6 protein-coding genes are annotated in these 17,646 nt (G+C 47.5%); 3 read left to right on the top strand and 3 right to left on the bottom strand.

All coding sequences use genetic code 11. The features are described 5' to 3' along the window. Window positions 1–473: 473 nt before the first annotated feature. Both G499_RS21280 and G499_RS20205 read left to right on the top strand, forming a co-directional pair. Window positions 474–5,579: an Ig-like domain-containing protein gene (locus G499_RS21280; RefSeq protein WP_027000543.1), complete on the top strand. Its 5,106-nt coding sequence runs from the start codon at window positions 474–476 to the stop codon at window positions 5,577–5,579. Between the two features lie 136 nt (window positions 5,580–5,715). Continuing rightward, a complete protein-coding gene (locus G499_RS20205; RefSeq protein ID WP_051296286.1) occupies window positions 5,716–6,270 on the top strand; it encodes a carboxypeptidase-like regulatory domain-containing protein in 555 nt (184 codons plus the stop codon). A gap of 233 nt (window positions 6,271–6,503) precedes the next feature. Here G499_RS20205 and G499_RS0114530 read toward each other — a convergent pair whose 3' ends face one another. The 3 genes from G499_RS0114530 to G499_RS20200 form a co-directional block, all read right to left on the bottom strand. Further along, window positions 6,504–8,717, bottom strand: a complete 2,214-nt coding sequence (locus tag G499_RS0114530) for a TonB-dependent receptor (RefSeq protein WP_161627763.1) — start codon at window positions 8,715–8,717, stop codon at window positions 6,504–6,506. 342 nt (window positions 8,718–9,059) lie between these two features. Beyond that, window positions 9,060–12,260 (bottom strand): PAS domain-containing hybrid sensor histidine kinase/response regulator, encoded by a 3,201-nt coding sequence (locus tag G499_RS0114525; RefSeq protein WP_027000541.1) that lies wholly within the window; start codon window positions 12,258–12,260, stop codon window positions 9,060–9,062. Window positions 12,261–12,708: 448 nt separating this feature from the next. After that, window positions 12,709–14,289, bottom strand: a complete 1,581-nt coding sequence (locus G499_RS20200; RefSeq protein WP_035727697.1) for a complex I subunit 4 family protein — start codon at window positions 14,287–14,289, stop codon at window positions 12,709–12,711. Between the two features lie 286 nt (window positions 14,290–14,575). Between G499_RS20200 and G499_RS20195 the strand changes: the two genes are divergently transcribed. After that, window positions 14,576–17,470: a CHAT domain-containing tetratricopeptide repeat protein gene (locus G499_RS20195; RefSeq protein ID WP_161627762.1), complete on the top strand. Its 2,895-nt coding sequence runs from the start codon at window positions 14,576–14,578 to the stop codon at window positions 17,468–17,470. The last annotated feature ends 176 nt before the right edge of the window (window positions 17,471–17,646 follow it).

The raw sequence follows: 17,646 nt of genomic DNA, 5'->3' as shown, positions 1-17,646 counted from the left end.
AACACTAAATAGTTACAAAAAAGCATTTTGTGTACCCGTGTCAATAGTGTGAAATAATTTGGAGAGTGCTTACAATAATTTTGGCCTATAGCATGTGCTATTAATTCGCCAAACAGCAGGTTTTTCAGTCAAAAAGCACTATAAAACACAATATATTGAAATTAGCATAAAAAGGCACATCAAAGTTACTTGGGCTAAAAACAAGGAAAACTCCTACAGCTAACTTGTTAGATACAATTTTCTGTCTTACAATCAGCGGCTTATGAATACGAAGTAGTCAAGCCTACATTGCGTGGTCTATGGATTTGCTAGTGTTTGTGAAGAAAATATAAAGCTAATATGATGTTATGCTAAAAAATATAACATCATAGGCTGACGCTAAAAACAAAAGCAGATTTGGATTTTGAGGGAATTTCAGGATATTTCGCAGTTATTAGTAGAAATAGTCAAAACAAACTTTAAAACCCTTTATTATGACCAAATCTTTACGCTTTTGTGTGAGGGTTGCGTTGTGGTTGTTGTTTGTTTCCTTCAACTTGGGAGTGCAGGCCCAAGTACGTCTTGCGACGGAAGGAACCGACGTACAGCAACTCAATCGACTCTCAGACAAGTTTAACGAAAAACAAACGCAAGCGTTTCAACAATTGCATCAATTTTTGAGTGGTCCTGCCAAAATAGAGGAGTACAAACACTTGATGCAAGACTCTGTTATTTTGGGTCTGGAGCGAATTGCACCTGATGGCAAGCCTATCATCAACGAAATCAATAGCAATCTTGGCGCAGCCAACACAACTCGCGCCAGTGCTTTGTGGACAGGCGGGCGCAGTGGCCTCAACCTCAATGGGGAAGGGATTACCTTTGGTGTTTGGGAGGCTTTTGATGTAACACCCACCGGACAGCAAGTTGCGGCAGTATTGCCTACACACCAAGAATTGGCCGGACGTGTAAGCATCAGAGATGGTGCCGCACTGCCCGGAGGCTTTGGTGCTAACCATGGCACACACGTAGCCGGAACATTGGCCGCTACGGGAGTGGTGGGCGATGCCAAGGGAATGGCCTCTAAAGCCCTCATTGACTCTTACGATGCCAACAACGATGAGGCAGAGATGGCCACTGCCGCTGCCGCAGGCCTGAGAATCTCTCAACACTCCTATGGTTTTAATGCTGCTACAATCAATCCTGCTTATCGCGGTGCTTATGCTATCAATGCAGGCGACTGGGATGAAATTACCAATGCTGCTCCTAATTATTTTATAGGCAAATCTGCTGGAAATAATGGTACTTTGGCCAACGGTGCGAATCCTACACGTCCTTTCCCTGCGGGCTTCAATACCCTGACGGGCTCTTCCAACTCAAAAAATGTGATGGTCATTGCCAATGCCTCTATTGTAAATACTTATACAGGCCCCAGCAGTGTAGTGATTACCGCTTCCAGTACCAAAGGCCCTACCGACGACGGGCGTATCAAGCCGGATATTACCGGAGCAGGAACGTCTATCTATTCTCCCATAGGCAATTCTGCGGCAGCTTACAATTTCCTGACGGGCACTTCCATGTCGGGGCCTAATGTAACCGGCACAGCAGGTTTGTTACAGCAACATTGGGGGCAACTATTCCCCGGCGTGCCCATGCGCTCGGCCACACTACGTGGGTTGATTATCCATACTGCCGACGAGGCAGGTCCGGGGCCGGGTCCTGATTATATATTTGGTTGGGGTTTGATGAACGCCGAACGAGCAGCTAATTTGCTAAGCTCTGTAAAAAATGAAACGACGAATCCAAAGCATATCATAGACCAAAGAGTGCGCAGCCAAGGCGAGGCCAATTACAGCCTCAATGTAGTGGCCTCAGGCACAGAAGCCCTGCGTGTAACCATTGTGTGGAACGACCCTGCCGCGCCCAATCGCGATACGCCCACTACCTTGCCTGCTTTGGACGATTTTGCCTCCGTGCTCGTCAATGACCTTGATATCCGTGTAATTGACAATACCACAGGTACACCTGTAGAGTTCTTGCCTTGGGTGATGCCCTTCCAGCTAGACCCCACCGGCGCGAATGTAACTGGCTTGGCTACCCAAGCAGCTACCCGTGGCGATAATACCCGCGACAATGTAGAGCAAATCCTAATTCCTAATGCCGTACCGGGGCGCACTTATACCATTGTGGTTTCGCATAAAGGTACGCTGGCCGCTCCCCAAGAATATACTCTGATAGTAAGCGGTATCGGTGGTACTGCTGTAGGTGCTTCGGGAGCTACTGAGGATGGTGGAGCCCGTATAGACCGCTTCCGCTTTGGTACAATCAATAACAGTGCTGCCGCAGAATGTGCTACCTACCGAGACTTTACCAAACTGAATGCAACACCTCCCGCTTTTGGTGCCGGCCAAGCAGTGGCCTTGGAGGTGGATTTGGGCACTTGCGATGCCGATGCCAACAAGCACGTACGCATTTATGCCGACTGGAATGGCGACGGCGATTTTGAAGATGCAGGCGAATTGCTGGCTTCTTCTACGGCGGCTGTTTTGGCCTCCGGAGCTGCCACCCTCAACAATGCCTCGGTGATTGTACCCAGCAGCGTAGTACGAGGGCAATTGGTGCGTATTCGCGTCGTAACGGTAGAAACCGATGATGTAAATACCATCAGCCCGGTAGGCAATTATCCTCGTGGCGAAACACAAGATTATCTTATTGCCATTGCAGCGCCTTTGACCGATGTAGGCGTAGAGCGTATTTTCCCTCCTGCGGGCAATGCCTGCGAGGGAGCAAGCTTGCCCTTGGTAGTGCGCATTAGAAACTATGGTTCTTCAGCGGTAAGCAATGTACCCGTAGAAGTATCTCTGAATGGAACAGATGTGCTCAGCTATACTTTTGCAGGAACATTGGCTGCCGGTGCTTTTATAGATGTAGCCGTAGGCAATATCACAGTGCCTTCGGGAACAGAGCTTTCGCTTGGAGCACGTACTGCACTGAGTACCGATGGTGTGGCCAACAATAATACAGCTTTGCCTGTAACAGTACCCGTACTTCCTGCAGCAGTACTCAATACCGCTACGGTAAGTACCTGCGGAGCTACTGCCGCCACCGACCTTGTGAGTCTGATAGCCACTACCAATGCCCCCCGCAATGTAGTAGCTTGGTACGATGCCCCTACGGGTGGCAATCGCTTGGCTATCGGTAATCAAACTTCTATTACCAAAGCACAAGCTGATACTTTGCCTACGGCCAATACCATTTATGCCGGGCTGAATGATTACCGTATTCTGAATGCAGGCCCGGCTACTCGTAGTACCTTAGGTTCTTCTCAAGGAAATAGTCAGAATATTGGGCTGGTTGTTGAAGCACTTGAGCCTTTTACTATTGAAAGTGCATTGCTTTATATCTTACCTGTAGCTGGAACACCTAATGGAGGTACTTCCGCACCTGTTGGCACTCCCGCCGGGTCTATTACTTATACAATTACCAATTCGGAAGGGGTGATAGTATCGGTGGTCAATGTACCTGTGAGAATTTCTTCTGCTATAGATGGGCAGCGTTATGACCTTGGCTTAACGTTTCCGGCAAAAGGAGTGTATACAATCACTTCTACAATGAATTTTATAGGCACAGCTGCAAGTTTCAGCGTGGTGCTTAACTTGGGAGGAGTTACTACTAATTTTTATCCTGTTAATTGGGGAGGAGTTGCACGAGCGTTGCGTACTACTTTTGCAGCACCTAACGATGTAAATGTGTATCTTTGGTTTTACAACCTTACCCTTAGCGCCCCCGGCTGTGCGGTAGGTACACGCCAAGCAGTAACTATCCAAAATGCAGCTACACAAACCGCCACAGTACAAGCCGATGCCAATGTGGTATGCGATGGACAAACAACCACGCTCCGCGCCACCGAAACGGGCGCAGGCTTGAGCTACCAATGGCAGCGTAGAACGGGTGCTGCTGCTTTTGCCAATATTGCTGGAGCTACCGGAGCTACGCTGGAGGTAGGCCGCGTGGCAACAACAGCACTGCTTGCCAACGAGGTCTTTGAGTACCGTGTCGTCATTGTACGTGAAGATGGCTGTCAGGCGACTTCCGTAGCAAGCACGATTACAGTGTTGCCTGTGCCTGCACGTCTCAGTATCAGCTTAAACAGAGCGCCTGATTTCTGTGAAGGCGAGACGGTGAATCTGACTTTGAGTGCCATCACGGGGCTTGCGGCTACACCTTATCGCTATACTTGGAAACGAGACGGAGCGATTGTGGCTACCAACGAGGGAGCCAATACATTTGAAGCAAATGAAGTAGGAGCATATACCGTAGAAGTAGTGCGTATTGATGGTAATTGCGGTATGCTGGTATCTGAAAATACCGTATTGGTAACTTCAGGAAATCCTCAAGTAAGTGCTGTTGATGTGAATGCCTGCCCGGCGACACCAGTACAGTTTAGTGCCAGCAGTAACGCAGGAACTGTGTTTTGGTATGATTCCCCTACTGGTGGCAACCTTCTTGGTACAGGCAATAGCCTGAGCTTGCCTGCCATTACCGAAAACAGAACTGTGTATGCAGGGATAAATGATTTCAGTGGTACGCTGGACTCCCCCAATATCAATGAAGGCAATACCGCTTCCAGCTTTGGGGGTGGACGTATGTATTTCGATGCAGCAGTACCTTTTGTACTTGAGAAAGCTACTATTAGAGTGGGAGCTGCCGGAACAATGACGGTGATTATTGTGGACAAGGATTTCTCTGATGCCATCATCGCCCAGCGCACAATTACAGTAACTGCCGGAACAAATGAATATACCCTTGATTTGTATGTGCCTTATGCCGGACAGAACTTTGGTATTCAGGTAGCTGCTTTTGGGGGAGGCGCTACTGCCTTCCGCCACAATACTCCCGGCTCGGTAGCTTTCCCCTACAAGATAGACAATGTGGTTTCTATCACGAGTACGAATCAAGCCGACCCAACAGCATTCTACTACTACTTGTATCAGTGGCAAGTAAAAGCAGCAGGTTGTGCCCCTGCCGAGCGCAAGGCCGTAACGGCGCGCCTCATCAATGAGCCTGCCCCTACGGCAGTATTGAGTGGTGGTGGTGAGTTGAATGCAGGTACTTCACAGATTGCTCTGAGCATTGCCCTTACAGGCAAAGCACCTTGGAGCATTACTTATACCCGCGACGGGGGTGAGGCCATCACGATAAGCGATATCGCTACGTCTCCTTACACCCTCAATGTAACAGAAGCAGGCACTTATGCCCTCACCAGCCTTACAGATGCAAATAATTGTGCCGCAGCAGGTACGGTAAGCGGTACGGCAGTGGTTACCCGTTTGTTGGTAACAGCCTTGGCCGGAGGTTTGGAACAGCCCTTTGTGGTATACCCCAACCCAAGCAATGACAAGGTAAATGTACAAATGCCCGCCGAGCTAGCAGGTAAGTCAACCAGTATCCGCCTTGTGAGCCTCACCGGCGCTGTAGTGGGTACTTATCAGACCACTGATACCTTGGTAGCCATAGACGTAACCACGCTATCAAAGGGTGTATACATCCTCTTGGTAGAAGGTGGTGGCCAAAGCTACAAAGAGCGTATTGTAGTTAACTAATCCATTATTGATTGGATTAAATCGAAAAGGAAGCCTTCGGGCTTCCTTTTTTATTGGGCAAAGATTTGGACAAGTGGGTAAAAAGCACGATTTTGGGTTCTGCTAATTGTATGTACCCTTTTTACCTAACCAATCAATGAGACAAATCGCTAAACCACTTTGGCTAGCACTTGCCCTAATGGCAACAACGGCTTGCCAACCCAAAAGCAACGCTTACCAAGATAGCGCAGAGGAACTTGGTGCTAGCAATGCTTCACTCCTAACAGATGCGCCTATGAACAACCCCTGCCAAACGACTATCAGCCAAGGTATTGCCGGACGAATTTTATGGCTCGAAGGCAACCGAATGCCCTCTATGGATCCCGTTACTCGAAAAGCGGTAGAGTATGAAGATGTAGGCATCGCTCGCGAAATACACGTGTATACCCCCACCAAAATGACCCAGGTGAGTGTGTCTGAAGCGGTGTTTTACACTAATTTTCCTTCCAAGCCTGTGGCTGTAGGCCGTTCCGATGCTCAAGGTTGTTTTGAAATTGCCCTTCCTCCTGGAGAGTACACGCTTGTAGTAAAGGAAGAAAAAGGTTTTTATGGCAATATGTTTGACGGCGATGGCAACATTTATCCCATCACGGTAGAGGCCAATAAAGTTACGCCTATTCGTTTTCTGGTGGACTATATGGCCAGCTATTAACGCGGCTAATTTGTTGGTGTTACGACACTGAACACAGGTGTGGGCGGGTTGTCTCCACCTCGCCTCCATTGGTATCCTCACCAGCGACTCATTCACGCCACCGGACATTTTTCAAACCCTTATAATCAAAGCTGTGGGCTAAGTCTCATTATGCGCCAAAATGAGGCCTTAGCTTGTCTCGGAGCTGGAACTCCTAGCTACTTTTCCAAAAATATTCAATGGTCTGCAATTCACTAGAGTTGCCATCGCAGGCTATAACCAGCAAAATAATTGCGAGGAGTACCGGGATAGTAATACCGAGGCGGCACATTGCCGAAGCTAGGTGCGTTGATGAGTACCATCGCCGCATAGGCTTCATCCAAGATATTTTGAATCCCTACAAAGGCTTGTAAATGAATCCGTTGATTGATAATATTGCGCTCATAACCTGTGCGGAGGTTCCAAACCCGATGCCCATTGTAAAAGAGCTTGTTGTCATCGCGGAGGGCTTGGCGGCCAATCCATTGGAAATTGAGTGTGCCAAACCAGCCCTTGGGGCTGTGCCAATCAAGGCCTACATTGGCTGTATGTAGGGGCACTCCCGTGAGGATATTGCCCGAAAAATCTTGCTCTCCATCCACAAAGTCCCCGAAGCGATGAGGCATCCAGCTGTAATTGGCAAAAAATTGCAGTTGTTGCGCCCTTTGTGGCCAAGGGCTGAAAGTCAGTTGCGTCTCAGCTCCAGGGTGCAGGCTGCCACCGGCATTCAGCCCCACGAAGGTATCTTCGGCAGTGCGTCGAGCTACCAGCAAATCTTGGATTTGCATATAATACAGGGTAGCATCGGCAAAGAGGCGTTTTTGCCAGAAGTACACCCGTACACCTAGTTCGTAGTTCCAGCCCGTTTCGGGGCGTATGTTGGGATTGGGCAGCCCTTCGGGGGTCAGGGTTTCGTCTACCGAAGGCGTAGAAAATCCCCGCCCTATGCTGAGGTAAAAGCTCTGTGTCTCGCTGGGCTGATACCTAAAGCCCAGCCTTGGAGCCAAGATAGGAGCATAGGTATAGACTCCGTCAAAGTCCTGCTGTGTCAGTTGGTCTTGGAGGGTATAGCGGGTTTGGTGTAAGAGCAGGCCGCTGCTCAAATGCCAGCGTTGGGCAAGGGGAAGCTCCAACTGACTAAACACATTGCCATATTGTCGTTGTTCGGCAAAATTTGTACGAATAGCTCCACGTAAACCTTGGGTGTTGGTGTAGGTTTGGGCATCATACCACTCACCAAAAAGCTCCTGTCCAATAATCCATCGGAGGTTAGATGATTTGAGCTTAGCGCTATACGTGATTGTACTACGGATACCAAGGTGGCGGCTGTTTTCGGCCAAGATATCAAAGGGGCGTGGCTCGTCGGCGATACGCCCACCGCCAAAGGCAGTACTATGCAACTCCCAACGAGGCGAGAGTCTTAGTTGCATACCCAGCCCGTGTGTATGCCTTCCATAGGCTTCATACCCCCTAGCTGCTAGCCAGTTGGCTGCGGCTGCGCGGGGGTTATTGCGAAATGTTCGCTCATCAATAGAGCTGGGGATAAAGGCAAGAAGGTCAGTATAGCTGCTGAGCCAGTAAAAACTGAGCGTCTCTGTGGCATACCATTCGCCCCATAGGTTGAAGCTCTCCCGACGGTGTTGGCTATTCTCTCTGAAGCCCTCGCCTTGGGTGCGGGTATAGGCTGCTTGCAAATAAAAGCGCTCGCTGCCATATTGCAGGCGGGTGCTGTTGCGCCATAGCCCAAAGCTCCCCCAAGTATTGTCTTGTGTAATGCTCGAAGTCTTGTACTCAGGGGCTTGGGTATGTAGTCGTATTACGCCGCCTAGCCCTCCACCATAGAGGCAACTGCCCGGCCCCTTGAGAATGGCCACACGTCCCAAAACCGACAGGTCTAGGTCGTCTAGAATGCTCTCTCCATCGCCTCCCGTGAGAGGAATTTCATTGAGATAGCTACGGATTTTGTTGGTGCTAAAGAGGGAACGACTACCAGTACCTCTAATAGTTATTCGACTGGTATTGAATGCTCCTTGGTGTGCATACACCCCAGGTACGCGATTCAGTGCGGGACTGATATGGGTTTGCACATCGCGTTGTAGGGCACGTTGGTCTAAGATAGCGAGAGAGCCTACGTGTTCGCGGTATTTTTGCGGTGCGTAATGATCGGCTACCAATACTTCGGCCAAGTCTTGGTTGAGGGGCTGTAGGCGTAGATAGAGCATTTGTCCGGGCTTGGGCAGGGTGTTTGCCGTGTGGTAGCCAGAGAGATAGATCTTGATACTGTCGTCAGGAGTTGGGCTAGGGAGAGAAAAATACCCTTGTGCATTGGTTTGGGTGATTGCTTGTCCTTGGCTAATACGTACCGTAGTTAAGGCTTGGCCAGTTTCTGCATCGACCACACGACCACGTTGAGCAGTGGTTTGTGCCAATAGCTTTGTAGTGCTTGAAAATAATAAGACCCACAACAGAAAGTATTTGTGCAACATACCTCGTTTTTAGACTTGATTTTTCAGTATTGATGTTTGTCTTGTTTACACCAGTAAAGCACTATATTTATTTTCGCCAATTGCGGTGAAAATATACCCAATCCAGATGGGCTTGGGTGGGGTTTGTAACCTAAGAATCCTTGAGAATCCAGAAAATCAAATAAATCTTAGGATGCTTTGAAGTTTCTAGGTAAATAACCCGACAGAGTACTTTGGCAAGACAGTACAAAGCTACGTGCTTTTGTACAACAAACACAACAGTAATTCAGTTTTAGGGCAAGGTTCTTAGCCATCAATACTGGCCAGCAATGCTTGCTTGAGATGGGCGATGGTCGCATCAATGATTTTTTGGATGCGAAGGACACTGCCCGCAATAAATTTTTCATTAAGAAGTTTATCTTTGAACTTGTTACGTGTAATGACAATTTCGCGCTCCATCAATCTCAGGTTGAGCATCACAATAGTAGGGCGCAGGCGATGGACAGCACGTTGCATCTGCTCCATATCTTGTTTTTGGAGCGCAGAGCTATATTCTTCAATAAAATAATCAAACTGCTGTTGTAGTGTTTCGAGGTACTTCTGGATAAAGTGTAAATCGCCACCGGCAGCTTCCAGAATCATCCGGATGTCAATATTTTGTTTGCTGATTGGATGGTTTACTAGGTGTATTTCTTGCTTCGAAGGAGCGGAGGCTGCTTGATTGGGGCGGGACAAGTATTGTATTTGTGCATAAAGTACCTCGGGATTGAAGGGCTTGGTCAGAACAGCCTGCATTCCTACCTGTATACAGCGCATCCGGGATTGAGGATTGATTTCTGCTGTCAGCGCCATCACCGGGATATTGCCTAGTGGTTTGGGCATTTGGCGTAAGACTCTCATTACCTCATAGCCATCCATATCAGGCATTTGCAAATCCAACAAAATGAGCTGATAACTATTTTGGGCATCGCTCTGGGCTATTTTGTCGAGTGCCTCCAGCCCTGTGGCGGCATAGTCTGCCTGCGCATTCCATTGTTGTAAGAATTGGGCAATCACAAAGCGGTTGAGCTCATTGTCTTCTACCACAAGCAGGCGCATTTGTGCAAGGTCTTTGACATCACTGTGGGTGTTGTCATAGGGCTCATCAGCGCTAGTACTTTGGTGTAGGGCTTTGGTAAATTGGATATTGAAGCTAAAGCGAGAGCCTTGGCCTTCATTACTTTCGAGCTTGATATCGCTTTGGTGTAGGGCGAGCAACTTCTTGGTAATGGCCAGACCTAGGCCTGTACCCCCAAATTTTCGTGTTGTATGGGTATCGGCTTGTGTAAATCGTTCAAAAATATAGGCGTGTTTGTTGGGAGCTATTCCTATGCCGGTATCTTCTATGGAGGTGGCTACAGTTATTTGGTAATCGTCTTCATCTACTACCTCCAATATCACCTTTACAAAACCCTTGTTGGTAAACTTGATGGCATTGCTGATAAGGTTGGTGAATATCTGTGCCAGCCGTAACGAGTCGCCTTGAATGATGACAGCAAAGAGGTATTCGTCTATCTCTTCTATCAGAGCCAAGCCCTTGCTAATGGCTTGTGGGCGAAGTGCCTCAATGACATAGCGTACAGTCTTTCCTAAGGACAAGGGCGTATCTTCAAGAGAAATCATATTGGCCTGGATTTTACTAAAATCCAGAATGTCATTGATGATACTCATCAGGTTTTCGGAAGCAAAGTTGAGTACCTGAAGCTGTTTGAGTTGTTCGGGGTCAAGGCTTTTTTGTTGCAAAATCCTACTAATACCTACAATGGCACTGAGTGGTGTGCGAATTTCGTGCGTCATTGTCGAGAGGAAGTCATCTTTGGCCTGATTGGCAGCCTCGGCTTCTTCTTTAGCACGCAACATATCGACTTGAGCTTGCTTAATAGTATCAATATCCTGAAACACACCCATAATCAGCAAGGGCGCTCCTTGCGCATCATATTGAATGATTTGCCCTAGGGCATTGGCCCAGCGCAAAGCACCGGAGCGAGTATAGTATCGAAACTCGGCTTGGAATCGAGGTTGTTGGTCAGCCACATAAGCTGCCACAATTTGTTTGAGTTGCTCACGGTCTTCGCGATGGATGAGTGTGAGGCCGTCTGCCGAAAGCTCCTGATTAAATTGCTCACGGGTGAAACCCAGTAGTTTTAGTAACATATCATTGATAGATAGCTTTTTAGTCTCTATCTCCCATTCCCACAAGCCAAGGTTTGCGCCTTCGAGCACAATGTTGAGCTTTTGGTTGGTTTGTGTCAGGGCCTGTTCGCGCTGTACTTTTTCGGTGATATCCTCATAAGTGCCCACAAACCCTAGCAACTGCCCTTGGCCTACCAACATAGGCGATACTTGTACCTGTAGCCATTTAGTAGTTTGGCTTTGCGCAGTAATGATACGACAGATATGACTGACTTTGTGGAGCTGCTCACGCGTCTGTTGCCAGAGCGCCTTTGTTTGCGCCCAGTCGTCAGGGTGTATACAGGCGCTCAGTTGTTGGTAGTTGATGGTTGGGATAGAGAGCTCAAACAACGCTTCTATGGCCGAGTTGGCGTAGGTAACTGTGCCCTGAGTATCGACCGTCAAGATGCCCAAATGAGAGGACGCATTCATGGCATTGAGCAGGATGTCTCGCTCGGACAACGAACGATTCAGAGCCAATGTTTTGTCTAATGCAAGACTAATTTCCTCATTCAAAACCACCAAATCACGATTGAGATGTTGTGATTCCTTGAGTAGCTCTGCGTTGAAAGCGGCTATTTGCTTGTAATTAGAAATGTCTTGTACTACACCATAGGCTCTCGTTACGTGGTCGTCGGCGAAGTTAAAAAAACCTGCCACACGCAACCAGTGTTGGTTTGGGCTTTCGATGTTTAGTGGTAGCTCTAGCTCGAATGGGTGTTGGTCTCGGACCGACTCTACCAAGCGCCGGCGAAAACGCCACCAGTCTACAGGACTAAAGAAATCGGCAAACAAGCGAGGGTTAGGATGGGTATTGATGGGGGGCAGCCCGAAGATTTGCCAGACCATCAACGAACAGCTAAGTTCTTGATTGATAGGATTGTAATCCCACACACCGGTGTCAGTGGCTTCTTGCAATACATTGATTAAAAGCTGTCGTTCTTTGACTGAGGGGCTGGGCTCAAGACTACAAACTACCAACCCGCTACTTGGGTAATGTTGGGCTTCTATTTTCAACACCAAGGGGCTGCGGTTTTCAAGTTGTATACATACTGTGGTTTGGTATTTGTGTGTTGTAGGGTTGTACAAGTACTCGGCTAGGCGTTGTCTTTGTTGTTTGGGAGTGATAAAATCTGTCCAATGTAATTCGGGCGCGAAGGAGTGCTTGCTATGAGGAACACGCTCTAGCAACTGGCGGGCGGTCTTATTGAGGAACACCCAGCGCTGTGAGGCTACCTCCCACAACATTAGGGCTTGAGGCTGGCCGTCTGCATATATGTAGAAAAAATCTTCCAATACTCCTCCCTTTCGGTTATGTCGGCATAATACGTTTGTTGTACAGTATTACCTATGTATTTGAATATCTATAGGGCAAAATCAATACCATAGCCAAAATGACACGATATAAAAACGTTTTTCCCAAGACAGATGTTACAACGCATAAGTGATAGGACATCCCTACTTCAAGATTGAGGATGAAGCGAGGTATGTGTTATACACCCATGTGGGCACCCCCACATTTAAAAATAAGTTGTTATTCATTTTGGCGCTATTTTTTGGAGAAAATTATCAAATATCACCAAGCCTAGGGGGCAAGCTAGAAGTAGATGTGTAGATAATTTGTTTTTGTAATCATGTTCTTGATATCTAGGCTTTGAACAATAGAGGACAAGTGTAGCTGATGTGTGTATGGAGATATTTTCCGAAGGCCGGAAAAACCTTCGGAAACAGTATTGGCTGGCACTTATCCGATTTGAATAAAACTCAGGAACCCCTGAAGCAATCCGCCGGCATAAGGGCCTATTTTGTTGAACAAGAGGTGTGGCAAAATCCCTAATAATAAGCTGCTTACAGCCAAAACGCTCAACATAGCCCACTCACGCGGCTGCAGGTCTTCGAGTGTCGGGATATCCCCAATAGTGTGGCGGCGTATCCAAAAGCTGCCCAGAAACATTTTTTGCAAAGTCCATAAGAAATAAGCAGCACCCAATACAATCCCCAACGCAGCAGCGATACTAAGCCACATGGGCAGTACCGGGGACGAAAAACCGCCTAAAAGTGTAAACAACTCTCCCACAAAACCGGAAAAGCCGGGCAGCCCCAAGGAAGCGAAGAAGGCTATGATGATAAAAGTACCATAATAGGGCATAGCCCCTAAGAGCCCTCGGTAATTATCGATGGTACGGTCGTGGGTACGGTCATAAAGTACTCCTACCAACAAGAAGAGCAGGGCTGACAAGATGCCATGGCTGACCATCTGATACACAGCTCCATTGATGCCCTCGGCAGTCAACGAGGCGATTCCCAAAAGCACAAAACCCATATGTGAGACAGAGGAGTAGGCTACTAGTTTTTTGAGGTCGCTCATTGCCAAGGCATTCATCGCGCCATAAATAATAGAGACTACTCCCAAAAGCGCAACTGCATAGGCAAAGTTTACACTCATTTCGGGGAAAATAGGATATACGATGCGCAACAAGCCATAACCACCAATCTTGAGCAAAATACCCGCCAGCACAACCGAGATAGCCGTAGGAGCTTCTACGTGGGCATCGGGCAGCCAAGTATGGAATGGTACAGCAGGTAACTTGATGGCAAAGCCGATAAACAAGGCCCAAAAAGCCCAAAAGCGCCAAGGGTTGGTGCTTCCATCGGCATTGGGCGCTAGGAGGCTATTGGCAACAAAATTCTCCAACTCGCTCATCGCAGGAATGCTGAAAGTATGAATATCGCTATCTGGCAACTTGACAGACATATACAAGCCGATCATCGCTACCAAAATAAAGATAGAACCCAATAGGGTATAGAGAAAAAACTTGATGGCGGCATATTCGCGCCGTTCTCCACCCCATATGCCAATCAGAAAATACATCGGCAGGAGCATAAACTCGAAGAATAGGTAGAATAAGAAAAAATCTAACGCCACAAAGCTCCCCACCACTGCCGTACTCAGCAGTAGATAAAGCGCAAAATAAGCTTTGACGTAGCGTGTGATGCTCCACGAGGCTACCGCTCCCACACAAAGCACAACCGCAGCCAACAATACCAAGGCGACATTCAGGCCATCAACCCCTACATAATACTGTATCAGCAGCTCTCCCCAATTCCCCAAGCTCATTTGTATCCAAGGAATACACTCTGTGTACTGATAGCCTACCGCCGGACGATAATCGAGGTATAACCAAAATGCCAAAATAGTCTGCACACCGGTGGCTCCTATCGTCAGCCCCTTGGCCCAAGAAGCGCGGGCTTGAGGCAAGAACAATACCGGCAGTAAAAAAATAAGCGGAATAAAAATAATCCAAGAGAGTATAGAAGGAAGCATAGACAAACGTAGTTTATAGATGTTTGGCAAAAGAGCTAAGGCCAAATTTACACAAAAAACCCATACAAAGACTGCCTTTTGGCAAAGGCAGCGCATTTTTCGGAAAAACCATATCAAGTTTTCTTTGATTTGCGAATTCACAAGAGTTGATTTTCTTTATTTTCAGCGTATACACCTCCCAAACCAGTTTGGAGTGGGGATACGTCTATTTATAAGGCGCAATAACTCAACCCGTAACCTTGGATTTACGTACCTTTGGTATGTCAAACAAATTCAAAAAAACCTTATGCAAAACTATTATAAACCTCTCGTAATGTGTGGTTTATTATTGATTTTCAATTGTGTGTCTGTCAATGCCCAACTTGGGAATGTGATTAGGGATAACAAAGACAAAATCAATAACACCAAGAACAAAGCCAAAGGCGGCTACATCAAGGATGTGCTTGAAGGTGCTTTTAATGAGAAGATACGCAATATGCGTGGCGACTATGACACGGCCAACTTCAGCTATACGGTTGCCCTGACAGACAACGCCGGGATGTTTGAAGATGCCGAAAAATTTGAGAAAAACAAGTCTACCCTCTTGCTGGTATATGATCGAGCCCGCAATGCAGACAAAAACCTGCAAGCCAACCCTCTACAAGACGCGCAGGACTGGAACCAAGTAGGCCAGATGATGTTTGCTGGTAACAAATTCAAGCTAGCTGAAGGAGCACTTGGCCGTGCCAAACGAATTTGTGAGAACAACAGCCTCACCAACCACCCCATTTATATGCAGGCTGTAGCAGGGCTGGGGCTGTTGTATCATACTTTAGGCCGCCTGACAGAGGCAGAGCAGATGACCTCACAGGCGATGTTCCAAAGAGGGCAAACCCTTGGGATGGACAACAGCGCTTATGCTTCTTCGATGAACAATTTGGCCGTGCTCTACAAAGATATGGGCAATTATACCGAAGCTGAAAAGATGATTAATGAGGCCACTACCTTGGTCATCAAGCACGAAGGCAAAGAAAGCACTCCGTATGCGATTGTGCTCAACAACAAAGCCATTATTTTGCAGACAGTAGGCCGTTATGAGGAAGCCGAAACCCTACTCAAGCAAGCTCTAGAGGTAGCCGGTGGTGGGTTGCGCAAAAAATCAAACAACTACCAGCGCCTACTCATCAATCTTGCTCTCCTATATCAGGTTACCAACCGTTACAACGAAGCCGAAAAGGCTTACCTACAAGCCATCGAAATAAAGGAAAAGCGCCTTGGTAATAACCATCCAGATTATGCGCACTCGCTCAACAACTTGGCCGCATTGTATATGCTGATGGGCAAGTATGAGGATGTGGAGCAACTCTTGCTCAAAGCCAAGGGTATTTATGAGAAAAAATTTGGCATCGAACACCCTGCCTATGCTACTACTATCAGCAATTTAGGTAAGTTCTATCGTGTCAAAGAACGCTATGACGAAGCCGAGCGCCTACTCAATCAAGCCCTCGATATTCGCAGCAAAACCCTAGGCGATAAGCACCCGGCATACACCGAATCAAAAGAAGATTTGGCTATCTTGTTTTGGCAAACGAAACGACTGCCCGAAGCAACCCGCCTATACCTAGAGGTAATGGACAAGATAGACGATTTTATCCAAGCCTATTTCCCAGCAATGAGCGAGGCCGAAAAAGAAAAGTATTGGGCTCAACTACGGCCTACATACTTGCGTTTCTACAATTTTGCTAGCCAAAACCCTTCGCCCAAACTCCTTGAAGAGATGTATAACAATCATCTCTTGACAAAGGCTTTGCTGATGAGCGAAACAAGCAAAATCAGGCAACAAATCTTGCAAGGCGCTGACCAAGACCTGAAAAAACAATACCTTACTTGGGTGGCTCAAAAAGAGGCTTTAGCCAAATATTATAACCTATCTAGACAGGAGATACAAGACCAAGGCATTAATCTCGACTCGCTCGAACGCGCTACCAATGCTACCGAAAAGCTGCTCTCGGAGCGTTCGGAGGCTTTCCGGCAAGGCACCAGTGGCCAACGTGCGTCGTTCAAAGCCTTGATTGCCAAGCTCGATGCCCAAAGCGCCATCGTAGATCTGGTGCAGTTTCCTGTATTTGAGAAAAATGCGTTTACCGACCAAAACACCTATGCGGCCTTTATCCTCAAGCAAGGACAAGCCGAACCCGAATTGGTGCTGCTGCCCAATGGCAATGATTTGGATGGTAAGTTCTTTAAGTTTTATAGGGCTTCTATCCGCGCTCGAAAGGCTGATGAGATGAGCTACAAAAACTTCTGGCAGCCTATTGATGAGCGGCTGAATGGAAAGACCAAGCTCTATCTTTCTTTAGATGGTACTTACAACCAAATCAGTATTGCAACACTCAAAAAGCCCAATGGCAAATATATTATTGATGAGCAAAGCCTAGTTTTGTTGACCAACGCCAAAGACTTACTCAGCCCTGTTGGCCAGCGCAACCAAACACAGCCTAGCGCGTTCTTGTTGGGATTCCCTGATTATGGCACACGCGGTACTATCTCGGCCTTGCCCGGAACAAAGGTAGAGGTTGAAAAAATCGCCGCTTTGCTCAAACAAAATAATTATGTAACCACAATGCTCCTGGGCAAACAAGCCACCGAAGAGGCCATCAAGCAAATACAAAGCCCAACGATTTTGCATATTGCCACACACGGGTTTTTTATTGATGACGTGAAAGATGACTTTTCAGGAATGGTTTTCGGTATCCAGCCTGACAAAGCCCGACAAAACCCGCTTTTGCGCTCAGGACTGTTTCTGGCAGGAGCCGAAGAAGCTATTGCCGAAGATGGCCAACTGGCCAAGACAGAAGCCGGAAGTGGGGTGTTTACAGCCTATGAGTTGATGAATCTCAACCTCAGCGATACGCAACTGGCGGCAATGTCGGCTTGTGAAACAGGCCTCGGTGACATCAAAGCCGGAGAAGGAGTGTATGGGCTACAACGCGCCCTACAGATTGCCGGTGCGCAGAATATCTTTATGAGCCTCTGGCAAGTAAGCGACCAAGCTACGGTCGACTTGATGGTACAGCTCTATGGATATTATGTGAAGGAAAAGCTTTCAATGTCTGAGGCATTCCGTAAAGCCCAACTGGCGCTCAAAGCCAAAAACCCCGAACCCTACTTCTGGGGAGCCTTTGTGCTTATTGGGCGATAACAAGTTTTCATACGGCTGTTGATAGCAATATCTAGTGGTGTAAAGTGTCTTTTGCGATAGTTGGCTTGTAAACCTATCGCAAAATATTTGTGCTAAAGTGGTTAGAAGCATCAAAAATATAACCCTAAGGTCGCAAAGCGAGGCAGTACCTATCGACTTGCGACCTATGCATACAC

This window comes from Eisenibacter elegans DSM 3317, assembly GCF_000430505.1.
GTDB lineage: Bacteria > Bacteroidota > Bacteroidia > Cytophagales > Microscillaceae > Eisenibacter > Eisenibacter elegans.
The sequence above is the reverse complement of the archived record's forward strand: the minus strand, read 5'-3'. Positions and strand labels throughout refer to the sequence as shown.

What these genes read in the sequence shown, in the direction of transcription:
- G499_RS21280 (WP_027000543.1), top strand. Translation starts at nt 474, where the DNA reads ATGACCAAATCTTTACGCTTTTGTGTGAGGGTTGCGTTGTGGTTGTTG.
- G499_RS20205 (WP_051296286.1), top strand. Translation starts at nt 5,716, where the DNA reads ATGAGACAAATCGCTAAACCACTTTGGCTAGCACTTGCCCTAATGGCA.
- G499_RS20200 (WP_035727697.1), bottom strand. Translation starts at nt 14,289, where the DNA reads ATGCTTCCTTCTATACTCTCTTGGATTATTTTTATTCCGCTTATTTTT.
- G499_RS20195 (WP_161627762.1), top strand. Translation starts at nt 14,576, where the DNA reads ATGCAAAACTATTATAAACCTCTCGTAATGTGTGGTTTATTATTGATT.